The sequence below is a fragment of the Niabella hirudinis genome (assembly GCF_051201075.1).
In the GTDB taxonomy this organism is placed as follows: domain Bacteria; phylum Bacteroidota; class Bacteroidia; order Chitinophagales; family Chitinophagaceae; genus Niabella; species Niabella hirudinis.
This window is the reverse complement of record NZ_JBPEHJ010000009.1, coordinates 74,186-98,068: the sequence shown is the minus strand read 5'-3', so window position 1 is coordinate 98,068 and position 23,883 is coordinate 74,186. Positions and strand designations below refer to the sequence as shown.

Annotated in this window: 18 protein-coding genes; 10 read left to right on the top strand and 8 right to left on the bottom strand. The window is 47.6% G+C overall.

Features of this window, described 5'->3' with window-relative positions:
• Positions 1 to 80 precede the first annotated feature (80 nt).
• From leuD to leuB, 5 genes are all read left to right on the top strand, one after another.
• Positions 81 to 677, top strand: coding sequence for a 3-isopropylmalate dehydratase small subunit (leuD, locus tag GGU45_RS16565; protein WP_435226598.1), 597 nt, complete (start codon positions 81 to 83; stop codon positions 675 to 677).
• 156 nt (positions 678 to 833) lie between these two features.
• A complete protein-coding gene (locus GGU45_RS16560) occupies positions 834 to 1,133 on the top strand; it encodes a hypothetical protein (RefSeq protein WP_435226597.1) in 300 nt (99 codons plus the stop codon).
• On the top strand, positions 1,124 to 1,399 hold the full coding sequence (locus tag GGU45_RS16555; RefSeq protein ID WP_435226595.1) for a type II toxin-antitoxin system RelE family toxin: 276 nt from the start codon (positions 1,124 to 1,126) through the stop codon (positions 1,397 to 1,399). Before GGU45_RS16560 ends, GGU45_RS16555 begins: the two co-directional genes overlap by 10 nt.
• 49 nt (positions 1,400 to 1,448) lie before the next feature.
• Complete coding sequence (locus tag GGU45_RS16550) at positions 1,449 to 3,002, top strand: hydroxymethylglutaryl-CoA lyase-like TIM-barrel protein (RefSeq protein WP_435226593.1); 1,554 nt, start codon at positions 1,449 to 1,451, stop codon at positions 3,000 to 3,002.
• A 341-nt stretch (positions 3,003 to 3,343) separates the two neighbouring features.
• Positions 3,344 to 4,414: a 3-isopropylmalate dehydrogenase gene (gene leuB / locus GGU45_RS16545; protein ID WP_435226591.1), complete on the top strand. Its 1,071-nt coding sequence runs from the start codon at positions 3,344 to 3,346 to the stop codon at positions 4,412 to 4,414.
• Between the two features lie 83 nt (positions 4,415 to 4,497).
• On the opposite strand, the gene GGU45_RS16540 is transcribed toward leuB, so the two are convergent.
• Positions 4,498 to 4,932, bottom strand: a complete 435-nt coding sequence (locus tag GGU45_RS16540) for a carboxymuconolactone decarboxylase family protein (protein ID WP_435226589.1) — start codon at positions 4,930 to 4,932, stop codon at positions 4,498 to 4,500.
• 143 nt (positions 4,933 to 5,075) lie between these two features.
• Between GGU45_RS16540 and GGU45_RS16535 the strand changes: the two genes are divergently transcribed.
• On the top strand, positions 5,076 to 6,203 hold the full coding sequence (locus GGU45_RS16535; protein WP_435226587.1) for a 5-(carboxyamino)imidazole ribonucleotide synthase: 1,128 nt from the start codon (positions 5,076 to 5,078) through the stop codon (positions 6,201 to 6,203).
• A gap of 77 nt (positions 6,204 to 6,280) precedes the next feature.
• Complete coding sequence (locus GGU45_RS16530; protein WP_435226586.1) at positions 6,281 to 6,916, top strand: TonB-dependent receptor plug domain-containing protein; 636 nt, start codon at positions 6,281 to 6,283, stop codon at positions 6,914 to 6,916.
• 77 nt (positions 6,917 to 6,993) lie between these two features.
• On the opposite strand, the gene GGU45_RS16525 is transcribed toward GGU45_RS16530, so the two are convergent.
• On the bottom strand, positions 6,994 to 9,801 hold the full coding sequence (locus tag GGU45_RS16525; RefSeq protein ID WP_435226584.1) for a TolB family protein: 2,808 nt from the start codon (positions 9,799 to 9,801) through the stop codon (positions 6,994 to 6,996).
• Between the two features lie 234 nt (positions 9,802 to 10,035).
• On the opposite strand from GGU45_RS16525, the gene GGU45_RS16520 reads away from it, so the two are divergent.
• Positions 10,036 to 14,910: a translocation/assembly module TamB domain-containing protein gene (locus tag GGU45_RS16520; RefSeq protein ID WP_435226582.1), complete on the top strand. Its 4,875-nt coding sequence runs from the start codon at positions 10,036 to 10,038 to the stop codon at positions 14,908 to 14,910.
• 116 nt (positions 14,911 to 15,026) lie between these two features.
• Here GGU45_RS16520 and dxs read toward each other — a convergent pair whose 3' ends face one another.
• The gene (gene dxs, locus GGU45_RS16515) at positions 15,027 to 16,967 is read right to left on the bottom strand and encodes a 1-deoxy-D-xylulose-5-phosphate synthase (protein WP_435226580.1); all 1,941 of its coding nucleotides are present in this window, start codon (positions 16,965 to 16,967) and stop codon (positions 15,027 to 15,029) included.
• 41 nt (positions 16,968 to 17,008) lie between these two features.
• Positions 17,009 to 18,124, bottom strand: coding sequence for an N-acetylglucosamine-6-phosphate deacetylase (gene nagA / locus GGU45_RS16510; protein ID WP_435226578.1), 1,116 nt, complete (start codon positions 18,122 to 18,124; stop codon positions 17,009 to 17,011).
• Positions 18,125 to 18,614: 490 nt separating this feature from the next.
• On the opposite strand from nagA, the gene GGU45_RS16505 reads away from it, so the two are divergent.
• Entirely contained in the window at positions 18,615 to 19,112 is a 498-nt protein-coding gene (locus GGU45_RS16505; protein ID WP_435226576.1) for a deoxycytidylate deaminase, read from the top strand.
• Positions 19,113 to 19,123: 11 nt separating this feature from the next.
• Here the strand turns inward: GGU45_RS16505 and GGU45_RS16500 are convergent, their stop codons facing one another.
• Together GGU45_RS16500 and dnaB are read right to left on the bottom strand one after the other, a co-directional pair.
• Positions 19,124 to 19,834 carry an RsmE family RNA methyltransferase gene (locus GGU45_RS16500; protein ID WP_435226574.1) on the bottom strand — a complete coding sequence of 237 codons (711 nt, stop codon included), beginning with the start codon at positions 19,832 to 19,834 and terminating at the stop codon, positions 19,124 to 19,126.
• Positions 19,835 to 19,907: 73 nt separating this feature from the next.
• A complete protein-coding gene (gene dnaB / locus GGU45_RS16495) occupies positions 19,908 to 21,491 on the bottom strand; it encodes a replicative DNA helicase (protein ID WP_435226572.1) in 1,584 nt (527 codons plus the stop codon).
• A gap of 546 nt (positions 21,492 to 22,037) precedes the next feature.
• Here dnaB and rsmG point away from each other — a divergent pair.
• Entirely contained in the window at positions 22,038 to 22,688 is a 651-nt protein-coding gene (rsmG, locus tag GGU45_RS16490; protein ID WP_435226570.1) for a 16S rRNA (guanine(527)-N(7))-methyltransferase RsmG, read from the top strand.
• A gap of 168 nt (positions 22,689 to 22,856) precedes the next feature.
• Here the strand turns inward: rsmG and GGU45_RS16485 are convergent, their stop codons facing one another.
• Positions 22,857 to 23,036 carry a hypothetical protein gene (locus tag GGU45_RS16485; RefSeq protein WP_435226568.1) on the bottom strand — a complete coding sequence of 60 codons (180 nt, stop codon included), beginning with the start codon at positions 23,034 to 23,036 and terminating at the stop codon, positions 22,857 to 22,859.
• Positions 23,033 to 23,854: a hypothetical protein gene (locus tag GGU45_RS16480; protein ID WP_435226566.1), complete on the bottom strand. Its 822-nt coding sequence runs from the start codon at positions 23,852 to 23,854 to the stop codon at positions 23,033 to 23,035. The genes GGU45_RS16485 and GGU45_RS16480 overlap by 4 nt, the downstream gene beginning before the upstream one ends.
• Between the last annotated feature and the right edge of the window lie 29 nt (positions 23,855 to 23,883).

The window sequence follows — 23,883 nt, the reverse complement described above, 5'->3', positions numbered from 1 at the left end:
TAGAAGATGAACGTTCCTTCACTACTATACATCAATAACAAAGAACAGGAACCTGAAACTTTAAACTTTAAACAAAAAAAATGGCATACGATAAATTTACAATACTAACATCCACGGCGGTTCCTTTACCCATCGAAAATGTGGATACCGACCAGATCATTCCCGCACGCTTCCTGAAAGCCACGGAGCGTAAGGGTTTTGGCGATAATCTCTTCCGCGACTGGCGTTATAATAACGATGATACCCCCAAACAAGACTTTGTTTTGAACAATCCCATCTACTCCGGCAAGATCCTGGTAGGTGGCAAAAATTTTGGCAGCGGCAGCAGCCGCGAGCATGCGGCCTGGGCCATTTACGACTATGGGTTCCGTTGTGTGATCTCCAGCTTTTTTGCAGATATCTTTAAAGGAAACTCGCTCAACATCGGTTTGCTGCCGGTAACTGTAAGCGAGACCTTTGTTGACAAAATATTCAGGGCCATCGAAGCCGATCCTAAAACCGAAATTGAGGTAAATCTTGCCGAACAAACCGTTACCATCCTGGCCACCGGAGAAAAAGAAGGTTTCGACATCAATGGTTATAAAAAGCATAACATGATGAACGGCTTTGATGACATCGACTACCTGCAATCCATGAAGGAGGAAATTGGCGCCTTTGCAGATAAAAGTCTGTATTAAAATAGTTTTTCAAACATTCCTAATAACAATTCCATCACTGATAAAATGCGGGATTGAAAGTTTTTGAGGCCGAACCGTCTAAAAACAGGATATTATACTTTTTGCGTAACTTTGATATAAATTATATCAAAAAGCAAGATTTTAAATAACAATAATATGCTGCAAATTATTGACCAATACCGTCTGATAAAAGAAAACATTCCAAAACTTTTGGATATCTCCGGCTATCGCAATGATTTTATTGCGAAAAAAATAGGGCTTAGCGCTTCCGCATTTGCCGTAAAAAAGCAGCGCCAAAGCTGGACCGATAAAGAAGTGAAGGATATTGTGGAGGCTATAACCGGTGTAAATGAAGATGTGGAAGACTATGTAATGCTCGAAATCATGCGTAGCCGGAAATCTGAAGAAACCCTGTCACTGGATGATTATAAAAAGCTAACCGCGGAATGGAAGTAAAATTCAAACCGTCTTTTTTTAAAGATCTGAAAACACTGCCCGCAAAAGTAAAAAAGGATGTAGATACTTGTATACATCAACTTGTAATTGCGGCCACGCTCGAATCGGCGGAAGGAATCGATTATAAAAAAATGAAAGGAAAAAAGAACGAGCACTATTATCGGATAAGAATAGGCAATTATCGGATAGGTTGCGAGTACATAAGACCCGATATTATACTGATAACAGTTATGAGCAGAGGGAGTATCTATAAAAGCTTCCCGTAGTATGTAAAATTTTAAAACGCCGGATCGCTTAAAACTTATTTATTAAAAAATGTCTTCCCAAGTTAAATACAATTCAAAAGCAGGAGCCGCACCTTACTATATCGAAATAATGGATACCACACTGCGGGACGGAGAACAGACCAGTGGTGTATCTTTTTCAGCAACAGAAAAACTGACTATTGCCCAGTTACTTCTCACGGAAGTAAAGGTAGACCGTATCGAAATTGCCTCTGCCCGTGTTTCGGAAGGGGAGTTTCAGGCGGTAAAACGCATTACAGATTGGGCAAAGGAAAACGGGCATCTGCATAAAATAGAAGTACTGACCTTTGTGGATGGCGATACTTCCATCAACTGGGTGCAAAAAGCAGGCGCAAAAGTGATGAACATCCTTACAAAAGGATCGCTGAATCACCTCACACACCAGCTCAAAAAAACACCGGAAGAACATTTCAAAGACATTGCCTCCGTTATTAAAAAAGCACAGAAAAAAGGAATCGACTCCAATGTATACCTGGAAGACTGGAGCAACGGGATGCGCAATTCCAAAGAATATGTATTTCAATATCTGGACTTTATTGCGAAGCAACCCATTAAAAGAGTATTGCTGCCCGACACACTGGGCATCCTGATTCCGTCCGAAACCTACGGCTATATTGCGGAGATCACAGAACGGTATCCACAGCTGCATTTTGATTTCCATGGGCATAATGATTATGACCTTGGGGTTGCCAATGCACTGGAAGCGGTAAAAGCCGGCGTCCGTGGACTCCACCTTACGGTTAACGGCATGGGCGAACGGGCGGGAAACACGCCATTAGCCAGCATTGTAGCCGTACTGAATGATTTTCAGAAAACCGTTAAGACCGGCGTCAACGAAAAAGCATTATACAAAATCAGCAAGCTGGTGGAAGCATTTTCCGGCTTTCGGGTATCGCCCAACAAACCGGTAGTCGGCGAAAACGTATTTACCCAAACCGCCGGCATTCATGCCGATGGTGATAAGAAAAAGAACCTGTATTACAACGACCTGATGCCCGAGCGCTTTGGGCGCAAACGCAAATATGCCCTCGGCAAAACATCCGGCAAGGCCAATATCGAAAACAACCTCCAACAATTAGGCATCCAGCTGGCGGATGAAGATCTGAAGAAAGTAACCCAGCGCATTATTGAATTGGGCGACCGGAAAGAAACGGTAACGCAGGACGACCTGCCCTTTATCATTTCTGATGTGCTGGACAGCAATACCGTTGCAGAAAAAGTGCATGTTGAAGACTACGTGCTCACCCACTCTAAAAATATGCGCCCTTCTACCACCGTACGCATCAGATTTGAAGATGGCATTGTAGAAGAGAACGCACAAGGCGATGGGCAGTATGATGCATTTATGAATGCGCTCGGCAAGATTTATGCACAAAAAAAACTACCCCTGGCCAAGCTCACCGACTATATTGTACGGATCCCGCCCGGCGGAAAATCGGATGCGCTTTGTGAAACGATCATTACCTGGAACCACAACGGGCGCGAGTTTACCACCACCGGCCTGGATAGCGACCAAACGGTAGCGGCCATTAAAGCCACGCAAAAGATGCTGAATTTGGTATAGAAAAATTGCAGGGGCATCTGTTTGCCGCAGAAGCGCTGAGACACTGAAGGCTTTGGGCTTTTCCAATTGAAACAGCAATGCAATCATCGCAGCATTAAAAGAATCTGTATTTCTGCGTTTCAGTGGCAATGACACAAAAGGTCCGCAGTTGAAACTCAACCCAGAAGCAAACACACCGCATAACCGCCCCTGCCGGACAGCTGTTGCAGCAAAAAAGGTCATTCCTTATTTTTTTGAAAAAAATAGGTGCGCTTCCTGTAACTTAGAGGCCCACCAGGACGGTCTTTTAAAAAATTTCTATAAAAACGGGTGAACTGGTTAAAATCAAATAAAACAAACGCATGAAAAAAAATATTCTCATTGTGCCCGGAGACGGGATCGGACAGGAAGTAACTGCTGTAGGTAAAAAAGTACTGGATAAAATTGCAGCAAAATATGGTCATGAGTTCACATACGATGAAGCGCTGATCGGCCATGCGGCCATCGAAGCAACCGGAAACCCGCTCCCCGATGAGAGCCTGGAGAAAATGAAAAAATCGGATGCGGTGCTGTTTGGCGCCGTGGGGCATCCGAAATACGACAATGATCCGTCTGCCAAAGTACGCCCGGAACAGGGTTTGCTGAAAATGCGGAAAGAGCTGGGACTATATGCCAACCTGCGCCCCATCAAACTTTTTGATGAACTCCTGAGCGCCTCCAGCATTAAACCGGAGATCCTGAAAGGCGCTGATATTCTTTTTTTCCGCGAACTGACCGGTGATATTTATTTTGGCGAAAAAGGCCGTAAAGACAATGGCTACACGGCTTTTGATATTGCACAATACAGCCGCTATGAAGTGGAGCGCATTGCACGCAAGGCATTTGATGCGGCTATGACCCGTGGAAAAAAACTATGCTCCGTTGACAAAGCCAACGTAATTGAAACCAGCCGCCTTTGGCGCGAAGTGGTACAACAGGTGGCTAAGGAATACCCCGAAGTGCAGGTAGAGCATCAGTTTGTAGATGCAACTGCCATGCTGCTCATTAAAGACCCCAAACGCTTTGATGTGGTAGTTACAGCCAATCTTTTTGGCGACATACTTACCGATGAAGCCTCCCAGATTGCAGGCTCCATGGGGATGCTGGCATCGGCCTCCATCGGGGACGGAACCGGAGTTTACGAACCCATTCACGGATCCGCACACGATATAACCGGCAAGGGAATTGCAAATCCTATGGCATCCGTGCTATCCGCAGCACTATTGCTGGATATTTCCTTTGGAATGAAACAGGAAAGCGAAGATGTAATCAATGCAGTTGACCAGGTACTAAAAGCGGGTTTCCGTACCGGCGACATTGCAGATGCCACAACGCCTAAGGAAAAAATACTGGGCACCGATGCTATTGGTGAAGAGTTGCTGAGCAGGATCTGATCATAAATCCTGTTTAGAGCGGCAGCGCTAAAAAAACGCGCCGTATACAAAAGTTAAGAACAAAAGCGGGCCCCGGTCCGCTTTTACAATTCCGGCAGCTTATGAAAAGCGATAGCTACGCGGTTGAGCATGTTCATGTGCGCTATGGCCAATGCCAAATCAGTAAGATCCTTGTCATTAAAATACTGCCGCGCCACTTCAAAAACAGAATCGCTCACTTCCCGGCCCGGCAGCAAGGTCATATCCTCTGCAAACGCCAATGCGGCTTTTTCTGCTCCCGTAAAAAAAGGCATATACTTCCAGTTAGAAATCCCGTTCAGCTTTCGTGGCTTCTCTCCCGCCGCAACGGCATCTTTCCAGTGCAGGTCTACACAATAGGGACAACCATTGATCTGCGATACCCGCAGGTACACCAGGTGCAAAAGGGCCGGAGCCAGGCTCGTTTTTCTTAAATAGCCATACATGGCCAACAGGGTCTTATATCCTTCGGGAGCCGTTGCTGCATAATCGATACGCATAAAAATTATTTTGAGCGCTAAAATAATGATATTTTTTTTGGAGCCCGGCACCCGGATCCCCTTCAGGTTGAATGCCCATGCTCACATTCCCGCATCTGCAAATTTTCAAATTTTCAAATTTTCAAATCTCATATCTTTGCGCCATGCAAAAAGTAGGGATTCTTGGAGGCGGTCAATTGGGAAGAATGTTGCTGCAAACAGCAGCCAACTATCCTGTAGAAACATATATTCTCGAAAACGATGACCATTGCCCGGCAGCCCACCTGTGCCATCACTTTATAAAAGGCGACATCCGCGATTATGACGCAGTATATGCATTTGGGAAGGGGCTGGATGCGCTTACCATTGAAATTGAAAACGTAAATGTAGATGCGCTGGAAGCCCTGGAAAAAGAAGGGGTCACTATTATTCCGCGGCCATCTGTACTGCGTACCATCCGCAATAAGGCGGCCCAGAAAAAATACTATACCGACCATCAGATCCCCACGGCAGCGTACATCCTCACCCACAATATCCAGGAGCTATCTGAACAGGCGCATTTCTTTCCGGCTGTGCATAAAATTGCAGAAGGCGGCTATGATGGACGCGGCGTTCAGATCATCGAAAACGAAGAAGACGTGGCAAAAGGTTTTGACACCATGTCGGTGCTCGAAAAAAAAGTAGATGTAGCGAGGGAAATTGCAGTAATGATCGCCATCAGCCGTTCGGGCGAGATCGCCATTTATCCTGCCGTTCAGATGGTGTTTGACAAAACACTGAACCTGCTCGACTTTCAGCTATGCCCGGCAGATCTCGAAGAAAAGACCTACTGGAAGGCGGAGGCCATCGCTTTATCAACGGTAAAAAACTTCAACTCTCCCGGCATTTTTGCCGTGGAATTGTTTGTAACCCCCGATGGTGAAGTGCTGGTGAATGAAACCGCCCCCCGGGTACATAACAGCGGGCATCATACGATTGAAGCCCACTACAGCTCCCAGTTTGATATGGTATGGCGCATCCTCCTAAACTACCCTTTGGGACATACCGATGCCATTATGCCCTCGGTAATGCTCAATATCCTGGGTAAGGAAGGCTATTCCGGCGATGCGGTGTATGAAGGATTGGATGAGATGCTGAAAATAGAAAACGCTTTTTTTCACCTGTATGGGAAAAAACAAACAAAGGCGGGCCGTAAAATGGGGCATGTTACCATTATGAGCCATGAAAAAGCCGATCTACTGCACCAGGCCAACAAGATCAAACACGGCCTTTCGGTAATTGCAAAAGAGTAATGTCTAACCGTCTTGTGTAAAAAGCCGGCAGACTGCATCCTGAAAAAAATCCTTTACAGGCCAAAACATTTACGCGCATGAAAAAACAATGCTTCGCGTTTCTGACTGGATTGCTGTTGAGTATTACGGCTGCATTAGCACAAACGGCTGCAGGCCTTCCAACGGTGTCCCCGCTTTTTATTGTGGATTCTACCATCATCGACAACCTGGACTACCTACCTCCCGAAGACATTGAATCCGTTACCATATTAAAAGGAAAAGAAGCGGTTGCTCTGTATGGCAGCAGGGGCGCCGGTGGTGTTGTCGTTGTACATACCAAGGATTCCCGGCAGTACCTTAGCGCAGAAGATTTTTTAGCCCTGCACCAAATAAAACTAACGCCTTATACGGTGCTGATGTTGAATGACCGGCTGATCCCCGACCCCTGGCGTTTCCGGATCGACACTTCACAAATTGTACGGGTGACCCGTTCAACATTCCACAACCTTTCCTATCTCGATACTGCCAGTAAAAATCTACAGCTGATAAAGATTTACACAAAAACAGTGGAAGTTAACAGACCAGAAAAGCCGGCGGGAGCCCCGGCAAAAAATATGCGTCTCCCCGCCAATCCTCACACGGGTTTTAAAAACCTGCAGACCATCCGGTCGGCCGGATCACGGCTGATCTATATCCAGCGTTATTGGTTATCAAACGGGAAAAAGTTACTATAATGGAAGATCAGCACAGGAATATTACCGCACTCATTCAACTGTTATTAAATGCAGAGGACGCTCCAAAAGAGTAATCCCTACCTTGGTATAAGGCTCACCGGAAGGATCACCTCGTAAAACCAGCGCCTGCCGGGCGTTACAGGGTCCGGGGTTAACAGCCGGCCCATCCTGAAGCCAAAGGTAAGCGGATGCTGGTTCCACCATTGGGTATCCAGGTAAACTTCGCCTCCGGTACTTTGGAACCCTGTATAACTACCCCGCTGCCGGCCATTAACAGCCGTATAATCGTAAAAGGCGGCGCCTCTTACACGCCGCAGATAAAAAATATTGGCAAAGCCCCAATCCGGATACCACAGAGGCAAATGATAACTGGCCGTAACGGTTGCAATGCGGGCAGAATCGGGGCCGTTAAATCCTCTTGCGAAATTGATCCGGCTGCCAAAAAGCCGGTCTTTGGAAAAAGCCTCCTGGTAACCCGCGCCCAATATAAAGCTGTGGGTGGCAAAAAGCCCGGGCAGGTACACCGCTCCTTTTGCAACAAGCTGCTGGCTGCTCCATTTATTGATCGCATACCGGTACTGGCCGCTGATACTAAGACCCCAGCGGGGATAAATATCCTGTACGGCCTGCTGCACCTGTGTTCCAAAGCCCAGGCTATGAGTTATATAGCCAAAATCTGCCGCGGGAAACAATGCCTTGTTTACGCCCTTGGTACGGTCCTGGCGGTAGCCGATACTGCTGCCTGCATTAAAAAAGCGAAACCAGCGCCCGTCATTCCAGCTCAACGGAACCGTCAGCGACAGAAAATGATCCCATTGATCCCATTCCTTCAGCTTTTTTTGTACCTGCTGATGGCGGTTCATCCGGTATTGGGTATTAATACCAATATAAGGAAACCATCCTGCATACGTAATATTGCCGCCAACGGCATGCGTACGGTCATTTTCGTTATATAAATAATACAATTGTGTTTCGGTAGTGTTCAGTGTATTGTTGCCATAGATGGCAAAGCTGTATTCGGGATCATCATAGTTTGGCCGCCAGCTGTGGAGATTGATGGGTCTTGTCAATGATCCATATTTTTTTGAAACCGGTAGCGGAGCTTCCCCATCCAGCGGGCCGTTTCCCGCCATGAGCGTATCACTGATGATCCCCGTAGTACCGGCCGTAAAGAAACCGGGGCTCACCGGATCCCACTCAGCCGCCGCTGTTGGTAACTGCCGGAGCTGGAAACCATCGGCTGTAAACTGGCTCCAGGTAAGCCTGCCGGGCCCAGCGTTTACAAAGTAGCTGTTATTTTCCCTGCTCTTTAATTTTCGCAATGTGCCGGAAGTTATCGTTACCGAATAGATCTGGTCTTTTAAACCATCCGATCCGGTAAAATAAACGGTATCGCCTGCTATGGCAACCTGCCCTACCGTTTTAAAGGAAGCGGGGGTAAGCGCACGGACATGTTGCTGTTGAAGATCGATGATCCCGATATAAGAAGTCCCCTTCATCTCCCGGATAGCAGCCACTACCCGGTTGGCATCGATGATTTTCGGATTTGCAAAATAATCAATGCCGGCTGCCGAAAAAGCCCGGAGGAGGTTCCCGCTGCCGGCATCCAGCTCCACGAGGGAGGAATGTTCCTGCAAGTCCACTTTATTAGCAACAATCCGGCTGCCGTCTGTCGAAATATCCGGGGAAAAATAGCGGGTCTTTTTTGTAAGCCGCCGCTGTTTACCGGATTGCAGGTCCAGCACCCGCAGCGCGCTGTATGTTTTCCAGGCCCAGCGCGGATCCGTTTCAATGGCAGCATACACGATCCGGCCGTTGGCATAACCATACTGCCGCTCACTGCTGATATCCCTGAAACGCAGGCGATGCTCCCACTCCTTGCTCCGGATATAAAAAGCAGGCCGTTGTTTATTGGATACTTTTAAATAAAGCAGGGAATCGGCCCCTACCTGGTAAGGATAATAGTAACTGGTAAGGGTTTTGTGATCTGCCGGCAGCAAGGCAAGTGCACTATCCGTATAGGTTCCTGCTGTCTGCAAGCCATAGCGATCTTTATAAAAATCAAAGGCCTTGTTTGTAAACTTCCTGTACGAAAGCCCGGTATATCTTCTGATGGCTTGCTGCATGGGGTATAGCAATCCTTTATAAGCAGCGGCATCAGCAGCCACTTTTCCCCAAAAACCCGGTCCGTATTGCGCATAGCCATAGTTGGTAAGCAGGTAACCCAGGTCGTAATGATTGGGTACATAATCCTTCAATGATCCATTCCTCAGTTTCATCCAGCTATATTGCTTGCCATCATTCCACAAAGAGGGGTAAGCCTTTAAAAAAGAAGGCATACGCCCCCGGCCCTGGGCAGACAGGCTGGTTTCCTGGTAAACGGCATCTCCTTCAAAAAACCAGTTGGGCACCGCCGCACTCACGGCCAACGCATAGCCCTCCTGACCAAAAAGTGTTTTCATTACACGGCTAAGCCCCCGGTTAAAATTATTATACTGCTCTACATGGCGGTACTCATGCAGCGCCAGGTGATCGGGCCAATGCAGGCTACCCTGATCAAAATTATCTGCCGGCGGGGTAAGGTAAAACTCGCTCCGGAATGGCCCCAGGCTCACATAGCCATTGGAGTTCACGGGCTGGTTTTGCAAAACGACATCGATCTTCTTCAGCCGGTTTCCCAGCGGGTGGTAGGTTCCGGCGGCCAGGCGGTGAACAATCGCCGCCACGCGCCTTGCTGTGGAATCCAGCCCCCGGGGGTAAATGACCCGCACCGTATCTGTACTTATCTGCCGCCAGCGCACAGATGGAGGATTACCGCCAAACTGCTGTGCCCCGGCACCCGTTACTACCCCCAAAAGCAGGATCAAATACAATAATTTACGCATACCCGATTTTTAAATATACTTTCAGAAACGGTTGTGCAGCCCCTTGCAAAGCAACGCCGTATCCTTGTAATTAAAATTATAAAATTAATGATAGAACCTTCGCAAATTTGCCTGTACTCCCCGAATAAAGTACTTTTACAAATATTTTAATCGTGTAATTTACTGAAGAAACTAAAAAAGATATTACTCATTGTTGCGGGAACGCTTGCAGGCCTTGTTATTATCCTGTGGCTGGTGCTGCAAACGCCGGGAGTTCAGAATTGGCTCATCAGCAAAGTAACAAAACGCTTGTCAAAAGATCTTCAAACCCGGATTGATATCCGGCATGTTGATTTCTCCTTTTTTAATAAAATGCACCTGCGCGGAGTGCTGGTTGAGGACCGGCAGAAGGATACGATCCTGAGCGCAGGTTCCGTCACCGTCAATATTACCGACTGGTTCTTTATTAAAAAAAATATCGAATTAAAATACATCGGTTTAACCGATGCCTATATCCAGCTGCAGCGAACCGATTCCGTTTGGCGCCACCAGTTCCTGCTGGACTACTTCAGTACCCCGGCAAGCAAAACGTCCAAAAAGGAGGGGGCGGTCAATATCGCTTTTAAAGAAGTGGACCTGAAGAATATCCTTCTGAAAAAAAGAGATGGCTGGACGGGTGAGGACCTGACATTTTCCCTTACTTCGCTCCATTTAGATCCGAAACACGTTGATTTTGACAAAAAGCTTATCGATATCAGCACCCTGGTCATTAACAAACCCTATGTGGCCCTGCGTTCCTACAAGGGCAACAAACCTGAAATACCCAAAACAGACCGCCCGGCCAGCAAACCCAAACAGCCCAAAAACAAGGAACCCGGTGATCTTGAATGGAATAGCGGCAAATGGGAGGTCAAAGCAGGGAACGTTACCATCAACAACGGTACTTTTAAAACAGACAACGACTCCATACCTCCGGATGACGGCGCTTTTGACGGGCAGCATATCGAATTTTCAAAGATCGATATTGATCTTAAAAAAGTACGTTGGTGGATGGATACCATTACCACCCATATTGCCCTTACCACCCGGGAGCGAAGCGGGCTTGTAGTAAGAAACCTGGATGCCAATGCCAAAGTAACACCCAAAGAAATCACGTTTAACAACCTCGATCTGCAAACCAACGACAGCCGGCTAACGGACTATTTCAGTATGAAGTTTGCCAGCTTCGCCCAGATGAATCATTTTATTTCGGACGTTCATATGGAAGGACGTTTCAAAAAGGCGAATATCAACAGTGATGATATTGCTTTTTTTGCGCCGGCCATGCGCACCTGGAAAAAGAAGATTTTTTTAAGCGGAATCATTAAAGGACCCGTGGCCTCGCTTACGGGCCACAAGCTTGAGATCCAGGCAGGAAATCAAACCTATTTTACCGGGGATGCATCGCTGAGCGGGCTGCCCGAAATCGAAGAAACTTTTATTGATATTAAAGCGAACGACTTCCGTACCACATATTCAGATGCGCTTTCTTTTGCCCCCGCATTAAAAAAAATCGACATTCCGGACCTCTCCCGTCTGCAGTACCTGAATTTTGTAGGAAGCTATACCGGCTTTATCCGCGACTTTGTAACCTTTGGAACATTGCGCACAGGCCTTGGAACCGTAAAGACGGACGTAAATATGAAAATTCCGAAGGGCGGCAATCCCGTTTATTCCGGAAGTGTGTCCACGGACAATTTCAACCTGGGGCCTCTGTTAAAGAACGAGGAACTGGGGTTTGTCAGTTTCAAAGCCAAACTAAAGGGCGCCGGGTTTGACCCAACCAGCGGAAGTGTTGCCCTCGCGGCCAATGTCAATTACGTTGACTTCAATAAGTACCGTTATAAAAATATTATTGCCGATGGCGAGATCAACAACAAGGTCTTTGACGGCAAGCTCAAGGTCAATGACCCTGCTATAGACCTGGACCTGAACGGTCTTGTAGACTTTAGTAAAGCCACCCCTGCATTTAATTTCGTTTCCGATATCCGGACAATCAAGTTTAAAACCCTGAACTTACTGCAGGAGCACCTGGTGCTTTCTGGGAAAATCAATGCCCAGTTTACCGGCAAGTCCATCGATGACTTCCTGGGTCGCGCCACTATCACCGATGCGGTGCTGGTACGGAATGAGGCGCCTCTATCCTTTGATTCGTTAGCCATTGAGTCATCGCTCGCAGGCGATAAAAAAAGGCTTCATATTGCGTCCAATGAGTTTTCATTAAACCTGTTTGGCATCTATAATATCCGCGATCTTCCCAATTCAGTAACCGGATTCCTGAACCGCTACTACCCTGCCTATATCAAACAGCCATCCCGCACTGTTAAAGAACAGGCGTTTTCCTTTGAAATAAAAACACAAAACTTCGACAACTTTGCTCCTATCATTGACAGTAGTCTGGGAGGATTTAATAATACCGTTATCAACGGCAGCATCAACACATTTACCAATAGCCTGACGTTGGAAGCGGAAGTACCCTTCTTTAGTTACGACCGGTTTAAATTCAACGACGTTTCCATCTCGGGCAGCGGCAACTATGACAGCCTTTCCCTCACCGGGCGCACAACGAATATCCTCATCGGCGATAGTTTAAACGTGCCGTTGGCCCTCTTTAATATTTCGGCTAAGAGCGATGTTTCGCGGGTGATGCTTTATTCGGGCGGCACTGCCGGTTTGGACCAGGCCCGACTCAACACCGTTGTACGCACCTATAATAACGGGGTAAAAATCGAGTTTGCTCCTTCATCATTTGTCCTGAACGGAAAAACCTGGAATATTGAAAACCAGGGCGAGCTGGAGTTTCGCCGGAATGTGCCGGCACACGGACAATTGGTGCTGCGGGAAAGCAAGCAGGAGATCCGCATCCGTACCCTGCCCTCGGATGTGGGCAGCTGGAACGATATTGCTGTTACCTTGAAGGATCTGAACCTGGGCGATCTTTCCAAATATATTGTACCCGATAACCGGCTGGAGGGAATGATATCCGGAGATTTCCTGTTGGAAAACCCTGGAAAAAACATGCGGGTCACTTCCAATAATTTTATGGGCAACGCAATCCGGTTCGACAATGATTCGATTGGTAACGTAACTGCCCGGATGGTTTTTGACCTGGCCACCATGGAGCTGGTAGCAAACGGGCAAACAAGACATCCGCAGCAGAAAGACCTGGCCTTTAACATGAATCTCTTTTTAAAAGACCGGCAAAGCCAGGCCAACAATATCATTTCATTGAATGCCACCAGCTTTGACATCCGGTATATCAACCGGTTTCTTGGTTTCCTGTTTTCCGATATGCAGGGAGAAATCACCGGAAAATTCGATCTGAAAGGGCCGTTTGACCAGCTAAATATTGTAGGCAAGGGAAGACTGCACAAAGCGGGGCTTCGTGTAAACTTTACACAGTGCTATTATGCGCTTGAGGACAATGAAATAGAGCTTAAAGAAAACGAGATCAACCTGGATGGCATCGTATTGCGCGATACCATTACCAACAATCCCGTTTATCTGCGGGGCAATATCACACATAGTTCTTTTAGGGATATGTTCTTTGACGTAAACGTATCTACCCGTAAACCCGGCACCCGCGGCGCTGCCAATAACCGGCCGGTACAGGTGCTGAACACTACGTACAATGACAACAAAACTTTTTACGGGAAGGTAAGGGCCACGGGTTCCTTTTCGCTGGTGGGGCAAGAGGACAATGCCTACATGAAAATAGATGCCATCGCCTCCCCAAGGGATGAAAGCAGTTTCACTATTGCCTCATCCAGCTCAAAAGCTGGACAGATGCCCGATTGGCTGGTAGAACGTAAATATGGGGAAGCCATGGACGACAGCATTTACCGCGATAAAACCAGCAAGATTACTTACGATCTGGATGTAACCGCCAACCCAAAGGTGGAAATGAAATTCGTGATGGACGATCTTACGGGTGATGAAATCAAAGGGAGAGGATCCGGCACCCTCAACATCCACTCCGGCACTACCGATCCCTTAAGCATTCACGGGCGTTTCGACATCACGGAAGGGAGTTATAATTACACGTTCCAGTCTTTCTTCAAAAAACCATTTGAAATAAAAAAGGGGGGCGAAAACTACATCTCCTGGACGGGAGATCCGGTGAAGGCCAACCTGAACCTGGAAGCCCAGTATAAAGCCGAACGGGTAAGTTTTTCGCCGCTGGCAAAGATCAACATCGACCAGGCCTATGCCAACACCCGGGAAAACGTATATGTAACAGCGTTGCTTACCGGGCTGTTATCGAAACCCGATTTCAAATTCCGGCTGGAGCTGGACCCCGGCAGCAAGTACCGCAACGATTTTAATGTTACCAATGCCCTGCAGCAGATAGAAAACAATGATAATGAAGTAACCCGGCAGGTAACCTACCTCATCGTATTCAACAGCTTTGCCCCACCGGAAACAGGAGCCAACTTTGGCAGTACGGTAAATGAGTTTACCTACAACACCATTTCCAGTTTATCGGGGCTCTTCTTTAATGAGATCAATAAAAAGCTGAACAATGAGCTTACAAAGATCCTGGGGGCCGACGTGAGCGTTGTCTTTAACGGCTCTGTATACAACCGGAACATTCTGGCCACCCCCAGCAGCAATTTTGACATTAATCAGGCCAACGTAAACGGGGCCATACTGGTTCCCCTGTTTAAAGACCGGTTTGTGATTTCGTTGGGTAGCTCGATGGAAGTACCCCTGCAATCTTCAATCCAGCAAACAGTGCAGTTTCTGCCCGATGTTACCGCCGCCTGGATGCTGAACCAGAGCGGCAGCATCCGTCTGAATTTCTTTTATCGTGAAAACCTGGATTACCTCACCACCAATAGCACGGGTGCCGCAAAACTAAAACGGACCGGAGGGGGTATTTCCTTCCGGAAAGAATTTGATACACTCGGCGAGATCTTCCGGAATGTACGGAGACAAACGCAGCGGGAAATGCTGCTGCAAAACCCTGGGCGACCGGATACTTCTAAACCCGCCGTACCGGATTCATCCCTGCAAAAACGGGTGGAACCAGCGGTTGTGGATCAAAAGAAACAGCCGCTTTCGGCATCACCGAAGGAGAAAGTGGATTGAGGGCAATGTGGAAATTTGAAAATTTGAGGACGTGGAAATGTGGAAATGGGATTGCACACAGGATATGAAACAACAGCTAACGTTGAACCTTAAACTTTAAACCTCAAACAAATGACTTAAACCCTAAGCCCTTCCGTTGTAACGGTTATTTTTTCGCTCATCATTTCCCTTACAGTGGTTGCAATGCCATCGGCATCAAATCCGCACTCCCGGTAGAGTTCCTTTGGTGTCCCATGTTCAACGATACGGTCCGGGATACCCAGGATCCGCACTTCGTTCTTATATCCATGCGCAGCCATAAACTCCAATACTGCAGATCCAATACCACCAGCTACCGTGCCATCTTCCACGGTAATCAGTTTGGGATATTGCTGAAAGGCTTCGTGCAACAGCGCTTCATCGAGGGGCTTTGCAAAACGCAGATCATAATGTCCCGGCAGTATACCATCCTGTTGTAATGAACGGATGGCGGCGGCGGCAAAATTTCCGGGGTGACCAAAACTCAGGATGGCTATATCTTTTCCTTCCTTCAGCCTTCGGCCCCTGCCGATGGTAATTTCTTCCATCGGCCTACGCCAGTCCGGCATCACCCCTTCCCCGCGCGGATAGCGGATCACAAACGGCTGGCCTGTTTTTTCCAGCTGGGCCGTATACATCAGGTTCCGCAATTCGGATTCATTCATCGGCGCACTAACAATCATATTGGGAATACAGCGAAAATAGGCAATATCATAGCAGCCATGATGTGTGGGGCCATCATCGCCTACCAGCCCCGCACGGTCTAAGCAAAAGACCACCGGCAGTTGCTGAATGGCTACGTCATGCACGGCCTGGTCATAGGCCCGTTGCATAAACGAAGAGTATACATTGCAGAAAACACGCAGCCCCTGGGTGGCCATACCCGCACTGAGCGTAACAGCGTGCTGTTCGCAAATGCCCACATCTAATGCCCGGTTAGGCATTTGCTCCATCATGTATTTTAAGGAACTGCCCGATGGCATAGCCGGGGTGATCCCAAAGATTTTATCATTTTTTTCGGCCAGCTCAATAATGGTTTTACCAAATACATCCTGGTATTTGGGGGGCTGCGGCGTATCAAAGGTTTTGCGGATAATTTCACCGGTCACTTTATCAAACAGGCCGGGTGCATGCCACTTGGTCTGATCTTTTTCTGCTAATGCATACCCTTTCCCTTTTGTGGTGATCACATGCAGGATCTTGGGTCCCCCGATCTGCTTCAGATCTTTTAAAGTGTCTACCAGTTTGGTGATATTATGCCCATCAATAGGCCCGAAATACCGCAGCTTCAACGCTTCAAAGAGGTTGGCATTGCTGTTGAGCATCCCTTTTAATCCTTCAGCCAGTTTATGCCCGATGCTTTTGGATATGCTCTTGCCCACCGGCAGCTTATTCAACGCATTCCACACATCGTCTTTAAATTTATTGTATTTGGGAGAAGTGGTAATATCAGTGAGGTACTCTTTCAGCGCACCTACATTCGGATCGATACCAATACCATTATCGTTAAGGATGATCAGCATATCCGTATTGGATACGCCGGCATGATTCATTGCCTCAAAGGCCATACCTGCCGTCATGGATCCGTCACCAATAACGGCTACCACTTTCCGTTCGTTTTCACCCTTGTATTTAGCAGCAATAGCCATACCGAGGGCGGCGGAGATGGACGTAGACGAATGGCCCACTCCAAATGTATCGTAAGGGCTTTCTGCTATTTTGGGAAACCCGCTCAGTCCGTTATATTTCCGGTTGGTTTCAAAACGATCCCTGCGGCCGGTGATGATCTTATGGCCATAGGCCTGGTGCCCCACATCCCATACCAGCAGATCCTCGGGGGTGTTGTACACATAATGCAATGCAGTCGTCAACTCCACCACTCCCAGGCTGGCGGCAAAGTGCCCACCGTGCACACTCACCACATCGATGATATACTGCCTTAGCTCATCACAAAATTCATGAAGTTTGTCTTCCGGTATCTTTTTCAGATCTGCAGGTGTATTCACTTGCTGCAAAAGAGGTCCTGGAGTTATTGCCATTCGCATCCGATTATGCTGCAAAAGTACATAAATATTCCCTTTCAGGAAAGATCCAGCGTTTCATAAGTGGTCAGTCCATTGTCAAACACCGAAAAAACCGCCGGATAGCCTTTTTTTACAAACCCAATGCGATCCTCCATCCGGATAGCCCGGGCAGGCCGGCTGGTAGCCATCGCCACGGCCTCCTGTAATGAAACCCCAACAAACTCCATCGCATTCCTCATCGCTTCAGGTATTGAGATGGCCGCCCCTGCCAGATTTCCGGCTTTATCACGGTAATATCCGTCAACCATTTCAATATCCAGTCCCTCCCAATCGAACCGCGGCATCTGCCGGCCAAGGAATGAAGCATCGCTGATGAGGAACAATTTATCTCTTTTCTGCCGGTAGGCGATCCGGGCCGCCGCATAATGACAATGCCCGCCATCCAGAATAACGGGTGCATATACCGCCTCATTGTCAAAAGTTGCGCCCACCAGACCACATTCGCGGTGTCCCAGTTGGGTCATGGCATTAAAAAGATGCGTAACCAGGTTAATTCCCATAGAAAAATAACGCTGTGCCTGCTGGTAGTTCATCATTGAATGGCCGGCAGACAACACTATATCCGTTTTGAGCAGGCGCTCCAGCTGTGCATCGGTAAAACACTCGGGTGCAATCGTCATTATCTTTATTACACCCTTGCCCTGCTCAATAATCTCATCCAGCTCCCGGTCCATAGGCTTACGGATCACCCGTTCATTATGCGCCCCCTTTTTTGCAGGATTCATAAAGGGACCCTCCAGGTGCATGCCCAGCAGCCCCGGCCGCTCCGCGTTAAAATGACGGGTCGCATCAATAGCCGCATGGATTACCGGCTGCGGAGAACTGATGAGGGTCGTAAGGAAAAAGGGCGTGGCATGGATCCTGCTTGCCTGGTACATATCCCTGAGGGTTTCCCTATCCGGGTCTTTTGAAAAGTAGCGTTCCCTGCCACCGTTCAGCTGGATATCGACAAAACCCGCGGCAATGTTTTTGCCACCCAGGTCAACCGGCATGGCGGCTTCCGGAATCTCCTTTTGTACGGCAAGAACCCGGCCTTCATGCACCAGGATACAATGTTCCGTTAGCACCTCATTGCCTGTGTAAATAACACCGTTGTGGATGGCCTTCATCATAATGGGGTTTATGCAAATATAATGGTATTCGACAGGAGGTTTGAAGTTGAACGTGCAGCGCACTGGTAATCATTGCGGGTAGTACAAGTCCGGCTTGCGAAATTACCGCCACGCTGCGGCTGCGGGAGGTTTTGGACGCTCATCGTTATAAGGGTCAACAGCGCGCTGCACCTGTTTGCCATTAAAAGATGCGATCCTCCTGACTTGAAAGGCTTACCCGTGCTATATTTCATGGAAACAGACCGCTTCCTAAGTTGGCGCACATACGCAAAGCGGCACAAGTCCCGAAACTTCAGGAATGCGCCAAACCCAATACCCTCCCCGGATTTACGTCTTCCCGGCTCAACATCTGGCTTGAGGAAACGGTATTGATTTCCCGTCCCCCCATTCTCACACTTTCACACTTTCACATTTTCACACTTTCACATCCTCAAATTTTCAAATTATCAAATTGCTCTATCTGCTGTATATTTACAGGAACAGAAGCAATATGTCAAAGAGAACCGACTACATTTCCTGGGACGAATATTTTATGGGGGTGGCCCTGTTATCGGGTAAGCGAAGCAAGGACCCTTCTACCCAGGTGGGCGCCTGCATTGTTAACCAGCAGAATAAGATCGTAGGAGTGGGATATAACGGATTACCCTCGGGCATCAGTGATGATGATTTTCCCTGGCAAAAAGAGGGTTCATTCCTGCAAACCAAGTATCCCTATGTTTGCCATGCAGAGCTGAATGCGATCTTAAACAATATTGGCATGAACCTGAGTGGCTGCAAGATCTATACCGCCCTGTTTCCCTGCAATGAATGCAGCAAGGCCATCATTCAGTCCGGCATTAAAGAGGTCATTTATTTATCCGATAAACATGCGCATAAAGAAAGTGCTATTGCTTCAAGGAAGATGTTACAAACGGCCAACATTGCATTAAGAAAAATGACCCCGCGCATTAATGAAGTGGTACTCTCACTCGATGAAAAGGATGTTTGAGGAACGCGCTCCTACCGTACACAAAGTAACGCAGCTGCCACCACGCCTGCCGTTTCTGTACGTAACCGGGTGGCGCCAAGGGTTACCGGCTGATATCCGTTTGCCAGTGCGGCACCAATTTCTTCCGTTGTAAAATCACCTTCCGGCCCTATCAGGATGATGCTGTTCTCATCCGCCCGCCGGCTGCTGAGGGAATACTTTTCATCTTCGAGGCAATGTGCAATCAGCTTCCGGGGTATGGTCAGCACTTCCGGGTCTTTTATAAAGTTTGCAAACTGTACCGGCTCCGGCATTTGCGGCAACCATACCTGGCGGCTTTGCAGGAGTGCGCTCACCAGGATATTCTGCAGCCGTTCTGCCTTTGCACGTTCCTTTTCGGTACGATCGCAGATTAGCGGAATGATGCCCGCCACGCCGATCTCCGTTGCTTTTTCGAGGAACCATTCAAAACGATTTGCATTTTTTAATAAGGAAATAGCGATAGTGGTCTGTGGATTTCGGCGTGTCGTAAAAACGACATCGGATACGGTTGCGGAGCAATGTTTTTTATGCGGTTCTGCAATGGCGGCCGTCAGCAGGTGCCCTTTTCCATCTGTAAGATGCAGGGGTTCTCCTGCCTGCATCCGCAATACCTGCACGATATGGCGTGAGTTATTTTCATCCAGTACGATGTTCGTTTCACCGGGCGTGTATGCGCTGATATAAAAAAAAGGAAGTTGCAAAATGCAAATGGTTGTTTCAAGTTCGAGGTTTCAGGTCCCAACATGGAACCCCGGGCTTTAAACCCGGAACAAATTAAAAAGGCGCATCCTCCAGGTTGTCAAACTCATCATCCTTCATCTTATTCATCTTGCTTTCTACCTGGAACAATTTCGCCCCGCCGCCGCCGCCTTCTTCCTCATCAATCCGCTTCCAGCTGCTGCCGGGCGTGGCCATAATATTATAGGGATCTTCTTCCCAGCTAATGAATTTTTGAATATGCAGCAGCGCTTTCAGTTTAATCGTTTCGAGCGAGCCGTTCCGGTGTTTGGCAATTTTCACCTCGGTAAGTCCCCGCTGGTCTTCACCCTCTGCATTCGTGTTCATATCATAGTATTCCGGGCGGTACAGGAACATAACCATATCAGCATCCTGCTCAATAGCGCCCGACTCCCGAAGGTCACTCAACTGTGGTACCCGGTTACCGTCTTTGGAGCCCCGCTGTTCCACAGCACGACTTAACTGGGATAGTGCAATAATGGGCACACTCAATTCCTTCGCCAATCCTTTCAGGTTCCGGCTGATGGAGCTGATCTCCTGTTCCCGGTTGCCTTTGGAATCGCCACTGCCGCTCATCAGCTGCAGGTAGTCGATAATGATCATACCGATGTTGTGTTTATTTTTGAGTTTGCGGCATTTTGCCCGCAGCTCAAAAATGTTCAGCGCCGGTGTATCATCAATAAACAAAGGCGCCTGTGACAAACGCTGGATCCCCTTGGTATAGAGCTGCTTCATCTCATGATCTTCCATTTTGCCCCGGGCAATCTTTTCCAGCATAATCTCACTTTCTGCCGACAGCACCCGCTGTACCAGCTGTGCCGCACTCATCTCCAAAGAAAAGAAAGCCACCGGCGTTGGATGCTCTTTCATCTTGTTCATGACGGCATTCCGCGCCAGGTTGAGCGCAAACGCCGTTTTTCCCACAGCAGGACGTGCCGCAAGGATAATAAGGTCCGTATTCTGCCAGCCATAGGTAACCTTATCCAGCAGTTTAAATCCGCTGGGCACCCCGGTAATATCTTCATTCCGGTGCCGCAGATCTTCAATCCGTTGGATGGTTTTAACCAGCACCGAATCAATCGGTTGAATCGTACTGCGCAGGTGCGAGTTGGTTATTTCAAACAATTTGGATTCCGCATCATCCAGCAGTTCAAATACATCCGTACTGTCTTCAAAGGCATCATTAATGATTTCACCACTGATCCGGATCAGCTCCCGCTGGATGAACTTTTGCAGTACAATGCGGGCATGCGATTCAATATTGGCCGCAGAAACCACGGCATTGGTGAGCCGGGTCACATAATATGCCCCACCCACTATTTCCAGTTCCTCCCGGGTCCTTAGTTCTTCTACCACCGTGAGGATATCGATAGGCTGACTTTTATTGGCCAGCGACTGCATGGCACGAAAAATCCGCTGGTTGGCATCTACATAAAAACAGTCTGGCTTTAATACTTCGATAACAGCATCAAACGCATTTTTCTCCAGCATAATGGCGCCTAAAATGGCTTCCTCAAGCTCCCGGGCCTGGGGGGGCACTTTCCCGTAAACCATCGTTCCCAGGTCAACCGCTGTTCTGCGTTTCTGCTTCCTGTCTTTATTTACATTCGATAATTCCATTATACTAAAAGCGCTGTTTTTCCGCCATTAAGACAGAACCTCCTGTACCATCAGTGATGCGCCGATGATCTTCGGGGGCATTTTTCCAACCTTAAATTTATTGATTTTAGAGGGGATGCCGCTACAATCCCTGTGAAATCAGGAAGCGAATTTAGACCCTTAAAAGGGTAGAAAAAAATCTTTATTTCTGGACCACTTATTAACAGGGTTATACACAGGCGTTTTTTTTGTTCCAGGTTTAAAGTTCAAAGTTTAACGCTGGATTTCGTTTCATACTCAATGAGCAGAACTGTGAACTGAAAGCCCGTCTCCTTCCCATTCACTATTCAATGTCGTTTCCTTAAGCTTTTTTATCGCCTGCCCCATGCATATATTTCAACACAACTCTTAGTAAAATTGCATCTAACCTGAAACGTTAAACCTCAAACCTGAAACCCGCTCTTAAGAAAACGGTATTGATTGACTATTCACTATTGCCTATTGCCACATTCTCACATTTTCAAATTTTCAAATTTCCAGGTTTCCAAAAATCGTTTTCTTTGCAGAATGGATATCGTGCTGAAATACTTTGATGATTTTACCCCTGCGCAACTGGAGCAGCTTAAGGCCCTGGAGGGATTGTACCAGGAATGGAATGAAAAAATAAATGTGATCAGCCGTAAGGACATTGGCAGTCTTTATGAAAAACACGTGCTGCATTCCCTGAGCATTGCCACGATGTTCGGCTTCCGGCCGGGGACACAAATCGCCGACCTGGGTGCTGGCGGCGGGTTTCCGGGCCTTCCGCTGGCCATCTTCTTTCCCGAAGTTGATTTTTTGCTGGTGGATAGTATTGGCAAAAAACTAAAAGTGGTAGATGCCGTGACGGAAGCGATTGGTTTAAAAAACATCCGCACCCGGCATTGCCGTATCGAAGATGTAAAAGATAAAAAATTTGATTTTGTGGTATCAAGGGCAGTGGCCCCGTTAAAAGACCTTTGGCAATGGAGCCGGCCGCTGATCCGGAAGGACCAAACAGCCCATCCCCTCCGGCTGATTGAAAAAGGCGAACATGCTCCCGGTCTGATCTGTTTAAAGGGCGGCGACCTGGCACAGGAAATCTCGGAGAGCGGCACCCGTCCGCATATCATCGCCATCAGCGACCTGTTTACCGAGCCGTATTTTGAAGAAAAGTACCTGGTTTATCTGCCCAAATAATTCAGGGTATAAAAAACTGTCTAAATTTTAATTGACAAAAGATATACAATAAACCAAACCGACTCAAAAACCATTAAGTTAAGATTCATTAAGAATCAAGTCTACTTAATGGCTCACAATGCCTCAATGGCATTTCAATAATCCTTAATAGGGGCCATCGGTGCGTTGTCATCGATTAAAGCCATGCTTTAGCGCGGCTTTGAAGCGTACAATGGATCCCATGAGCGTCATAGCTACAACACCTGCCATGCCCCGGGCCGATGGCGCTCCATTGCTCTTTGGTAGCTTTATAAACGGGTCGAAACCGGTTTTATTGAATTGTTCTTTAAACAGCTTCCAGGAGGTCATCCTTCCCCGGGATCAATACCATCCTTCACCGTATTTGTAAAACGCACCACCTGTACCTTTTTGCCGTGTCGTATTGTTTCCGACACCACCGTTCCGCCTTCTACACGAACCGGGGTTTTACCCCAGCTGGCGCGAAGCTCCTGGTCATAGATCACCAATGGCATCAGTGAGTCCACAATGATTATGCGGATCCATTTTTGATTGCGTTCCGGAGTATCTACTTCATTTTGCAGGTAATAAAATTTCCAGTTTAGCCTCCCGGAGTCCTCAGAATATTGAAATTCCACATCAAAAAGGCCGGGTTTATAGCGCTGCGCTTTTACATAATTCAGGGCCAGCCTCTGGGCCAGCTCATAATGATGCAATGTTTGTTCCAGGTGAAGAAAAAAGCGTGGAAAATCAATTTTCAGGACCTGACCAAGCTTATCGAAGCTCATTTCAAAACAGTACTCCTGAACCCGCATTTCGGGAAAAGAAAAAATAAACCAGAGCCGGTAGTTGGGTATCAGCCGATAGTTTGATTGTGCCAGCATCTCATCTTTAAAAAAGCGTTCGGGACTGTACACCTGAGCACTATGAAAAGTCACTTTATCCGCCCATTGTTGAAGGCTATCGGCCAACACCTGCTTTGCAATTGTCTGGATTTTGATTGGCAACTGATCAAATTTGTTAACGAGCTCTGGAAGATAGTCGCCCTCGTTCTTCCAGTAAGCCTCCGGGCCAGGTTGAATGCGACCAAAGGAGCCATTGCCTGCATGCGGCTGATACACCATGGGAGCTTCCGGATCAAAAGGCACCGGACGATATGGACCATTCATAAGCTTATTTTTAATAAAGTTATAAAAAC

Coding starts and splice junctions, on each gene's coding strand:
- leuD (WP_435226598.1), top strand. CDS start 81: ATGGCATACGATAAATTTACAATACTAACATCCACGGCGGTTCCTTTA.
- GGU45_RS16560 (WP_435226597.1), top strand. CDS start 834: ATGCTGCAAATTATTGACCAATACCGTCTGATAAAAGAAAACATTCCA.
- GGU45_RS16555 (WP_435226595.1), top strand. CDS start 1,124: ATGGAAGTAAAATTCAAACCGTCTTTTTTTAAAGATCTGAAAACACTG.
- GGU45_RS16550 (WP_435226593.1), top strand. CDS start 1,449: ATGTCTTCCCAAGTTAAATACAATTCAAAAGCAGGAGCCGCACCTTAC.
- leuB (WP_435226591.1), top strand. CDS start 3,344: ATGAAAAAAAATATTCTCATTGTGCCCGGAGACGGGATCGGACAGGAA.
- GGU45_RS16540 (WP_435226589.1), bottom strand. CDS start 4,932: ATGCGTATCGATTATGCAGCAACGGCTCCCGAAGGATATAAGACCCTG.
- GGU45_RS16535 (WP_435226587.1), top strand. CDS start 5,076: ATGCAAAAAGTAGGGATTCTTGGAGGCGGTCAATTGGGAAGAATGTTG.
- GGU45_RS16530 (WP_435226586.1), top strand. CDS start 6,281: ATGAAAAAACAATGCTTCGCGTTTCTGACTGGATTGCTGTTGAGTATT.
- GGU45_RS16525 (WP_435226584.1), bottom strand. CDS start 9,801: ATGCGTAAATTATTGTATTTGATCCTGCTTTTGGGGGTAGTAACGGGT.
- dxs (WP_435226580.1), bottom strand. CDS start 16,967: ATGGCAATAACTCCAGGACCTCTTTTGCAGCAAGTGAATACACCTGCA.
- nagA (WP_435226578.1), bottom strand. CDS start 18,124: ATGATGAAGGCCATCCACAACGGTGTTATTTACACAGGCAATGAGGTG.
- GGU45_RS16505 (WP_435226576.1), top strand. CDS start 18,615: ATGTCAAAGAGAACCGACTACATTTCCTGGGACGAATATTTTATGGGG.
- dnaB (WP_435226572.1), bottom strand. CDS start 21,491: ATGGAATTATCGAATGTAAATAAAGACAGGAAGCAGAAACGCAGAACA.
- rsmG (WP_435226570.1), top strand. CDS start 22,038: ATGGATATCGTGCTGAAATACTTTGATGATTTTACCCCTGCGCAACTG.
- GGU45_RS16485 (WP_435226568.1), bottom strand. CDS start 23,036: ATGACCTCCTGGAAGCTGTTTAAAGAACAATTCAATAAAACCGGTTTC.
- GGU45_RS16480 (WP_435226566.1), bottom strand. CDS start 23,854: ATGAATGGTCCATATCGTCCGGTGCCTTTTGATCCGGAAGCTCCCATG.